This window comes from Shewanella sp. BJSY2023SW007, assembly GCF_047314525.1.
Taxonomy (GTDB): domain Bacteria; phylum Pseudomonadota; class Gammaproteobacteria; order Enterobacterales; family Shewanellaceae; genus Shewanella; species Shewanella chilikensis.
The window spans coordinates 1-3604 of the sequence record NZ_JBKORL010000032.1 but is presented as its reverse complement, the minus strand read 5'-3'; the positions used below and the strand labels follow the sequence as shown (position 1 = coordinate 3604).

At 47.6% G+C, this 3604-nt stretch carries 2 protein-coding genes; one reads left to right on the top strand and one right to left on the bottom strand.

All coding sequences use genetic code 11. The features are described 5' to 3' along the window. Positions 1 to 133: 133 nt before the first annotated feature. Complete coding sequence (locus ACMHXE_RS06690; RefSeq protein WP_413731764.1) at positions 134 to 331, bottom strand: hypothetical protein; 198 nt, start codon at positions 329 to 331, stop codon at positions 134 to 136. Between the two features lie 569 nt (positions 332 to 900). Between ACMHXE_RS06690 and ACMHXE_RS06685 the strand changes: the two genes are divergently transcribed. Beyond that, positions 901 to 3604, top strand: a 2704-nt coding sequence (locus ACMHXE_RS06685; protein WP_413731762.1) for a TonB-dependent receptor plug domain-containing protein, incomplete at its 3' end; no start/stop codon positions are given.

Here is a 3604-nt window from a genome sequence, read left to right as displayed (position 1 = left end):
AATAGACATAAAAAATCGGAAACCTACAAACAGGTTTCCGATTGTCTCTCATCAGAAGGATCGGTCAACCGATCCTTATCTGATCTACATTGCGCTTGAATGCGGGCTTTCCAAATATTTATTCACCTGGCTGTCAGTCAAAGTCCAGATCATCTGCCGACACTCCCACCCCCAGTTCACGGGACAGGGCCATCTGCTCTCGAATATCCTCTATTCGTCTGCGAGCGGCGCTTATCCGCATATCTTTTTTACTGACCCGGTTATTGGATGTCAGAGTTCCCTCTTGGGCCGCGTCGCTCTTGCCTCTACTCAAAGATTGATTAAATGACATGGTCTTCCCTTAACCTCACGCCGGTTCTTTACCGCCTCCTCAAGAGCACTTCCCGCACACTTGGAGCAGAGCCGGTAATCCGGAATTTAAACGATACATCCGGTGTTAAATATACCGGAGCCCCTCACATCATGCCTTATTAAAGAGCCCGTTCCTATCGGAAAGTTCCCATATTTTAATTCCGTTAAGCAAAAACTCAGGCGTATAGAAAACAAACAAAATGCAAACTCTCAATTAATTAACGCACGACACACCTTACTAAAGGCATAGAAACATTTGCTTACTATTATCAGTGATGCAAATTTGTTTAAATTGAAACATATATTAAACAAAATATTTTATAGATCAATAACATTTAAAATAACTAATTGATTTTAATCAATTAACCATTCACCCTCACCTTGTTTTGCAAGTGTTAAAAATAAATTAATCTTAAATTAATAAATATAGCAGGGTGTTGCCAAATTTAGGTTTAAATTGAATTATATCTTTGTCAATGAAACATTTGACAAACAAAATAAAAACATAGCCAAGCATGGCAGTTTACAATAATAATCAAGGAGAGAGATATGACATCCATATCTACAACAGCCAAAGCCGTTCGCTTCGGCCTTATGGCTGCTGCAACCAGTATCGCTTGTACAGGTTTCAGTTATGCTGAAGATAAACCTGAAACATTTGAGCGTATTGAAGTCACAGGTTCAAAAATCAAGCGTATCGGAGAGATAGCACCAACACCGGTCACAGTGATCACAGGCGATGGCCTTATTGAAGCAGGTGTTACCAACGTAGCAGATCTGCTGCACAAGATGCCTAATACCCTGGTTGGTCTGTCACCGGAAACCACCAACAACACTGTTTTTGCCAGTGGTCTGAATAACACTGACCTGAGAGGACTGGGTTCCAACCGCACTCTGGTGCTGGTTAACGGCCGCCGCTTTGTAGCCGGTTCGCCAGGCTCAGGCGCCGTGGATTTAAACAACATCCCTACCGCCATGGTTGAGCGCATCGAAATCACTACAGGTGGCGCGTCTGCTGTTTATGGCTCTGACGCCATTGCCGGGGTGGTCAACATAGTGACCAAAACCAGTTTTGATGGCTTGGCTATCGATGCTTCTACCACCCGCCCCACCGAAGATGGGGGTGAAGAAGAATATGCCTCGCTGACTTTTGGCTCTGACTTGGGTAAAGCCAACTTTGTGACCAACATCAGTTGGTCACGTCAGGGGCAGATTTCATACATGGACAGAGAATTCCTGCGTGAAGCGCCGATTGTGGTGCGAAACCCCAATGCCAATGGCCCGAATGATCCGCAAGCAATAATGTGGGGCCATGGTCAACAGGTACTGGCTTCATACAGCAAGACAGGCACTTTTGAATCCAATGGCACCCGCTATACCTTCAGCGATGACGGTCAAATTCGGCCAATGGATCTGGGTCAGCCACTGCCGCCGCTAACCAGCGGCCGGGTGGACTATCTCGGTGGTGAAGGCTACAACTTTGCCGAGAACTCTTTCATCAAGACACCACTGGACAGGATCAATTTCTTTACTGTGATGAACTATGACATCAATGATGATCATAAATTTACCATGGAGGCCAGCTACACCAAGTCCGAAGCCTATGGTGAAAGCTCTCCTGCCTTCCTCAGTTTCAAGCTCTATGATGATAACGCCCTACTCTCTCCTGAAGCGGCGGCTTTGGTGACGGCCGGTGAAGAAAAACCAGGTGAAGGGGTAAACTTAGGCTATCTGGCATCTGATTTCGGCAACCGTAAATACAGTCAGGACAGAACGACAGCAAGATTGGCACTAGGTGTTGACGGTGCACTGTCCGATACCTGGTCCTATGATGTTTACGCCACTGTAGGCCATGTTCAAGCCGACACCGAATGGTACGGTGAAATATTCGAGCAGCGCTTCTATGACTCTGTCGATGTGATCAAAGATGCCGACGGTAATCTGGTATGTCGTGACGAATACGCCAGAGCCAATGGCTGTAAGCCACTGAACGTATTTGGCCGCGGCCAATATGATGAAGCTGCCTATAACTGGGTCAACACAGATGCGATTCGTCGCTCATCAATCGATCAATACGTTGCCGGCGCCTCTGTCAGCGGCGATCTATTTGAACTGCCTGCCGGCTTTATCGCTGCTGCATTCAGCGTTGAATATCGTAAGGAAACGGCTGAAACTCTGCCGGATCCGGCAATGCGCGACGGTTTATTATTTGGAAACCAGTCTCAACCACTTTATGGTGAGTTCGATGTGACCGAGGCATCAGCCGAATTGTCCGTCCCGCTGCTGCAAGATGTGATCTTGGTTCAGGATCTGACACTGGAAACCGCGTTCCGTTATATGGACTACTCCTCCTCCGGCTCTGATACTGCCTGGAAAGTCGGCATCAACTGGGCGCTGAATGACGATCTGCGCATCCGGGCCAACCGCTCCAAATCTGTACGGGCACCTAACATTGCCGAACTGTACAACCCATCCAGCCAAACCTTCCGCACCATCAACGATTATTGTGCTACCAGCTTCAGGAACAGGATCAACCCGGACTATCTGGACAATGTGTTGGCCAACTGTGCCGCTCAAGGGATCCCGACTGACTTTGAACCTTCCCAGGACTGGTACGGTTCAACTCGTCCAGGCTTTATTGTAGGTAATCCGGACCTGCAGAACGAAGTTGCAGATGACATCACTCTGGGCTTTGTATACACCCCATCTTACCTGGAAAACTTCAGCCTGACAGTGGATTACTGGAAGTTTGACATGGAGAACGTGATCAACAGCTTCAGCGGTGCCGAAGTAGTTAAGTACTGCTATCAGTCAAGCAGCACAGATAACGACTTCTGTCCTTTGCTGGAACGTGATCCCGATACCCATGAGATAGTGAACTACTACGAGAAACCGGTTAACTCGGCATCCAGTGTTACTTCAGGTTTCGATATTGAAGCCAACTATCGCCTTGAAACCGGTTTCGGTGACTGGGGCTTCCGCCTATTCAGTACTTATCTGGAAGAGCGTTCATTCAACCCGACCGGATTCGCCGATGATGAAGTTAAATCGGCAGGTGAGCAGTCCCGTCCACGCTGGCGTCATCGATTGACCACAGACTACACCTACAATGACTTCTCGGCCGTGTTGACAGCCAACTATCGCAGCGACACAGTGCGGGATAACGAATGGTCACCCAATCAAAACAACTATAACGACATCCCGTCTTATACCACTTTTGATTTGACCAGCCGTTACAACATCACAGATGCCT

What these genes read in the sequence shown, in the direction of transcription:
- ACMHXE_RS06690 (WP_413731764.1), bottom strand. Translation starts at nt 331, where the DNA reads ATGTCATTTAATCAATCTTTGAGTAGAGGCAAGAGCGACGCGGCCCAA.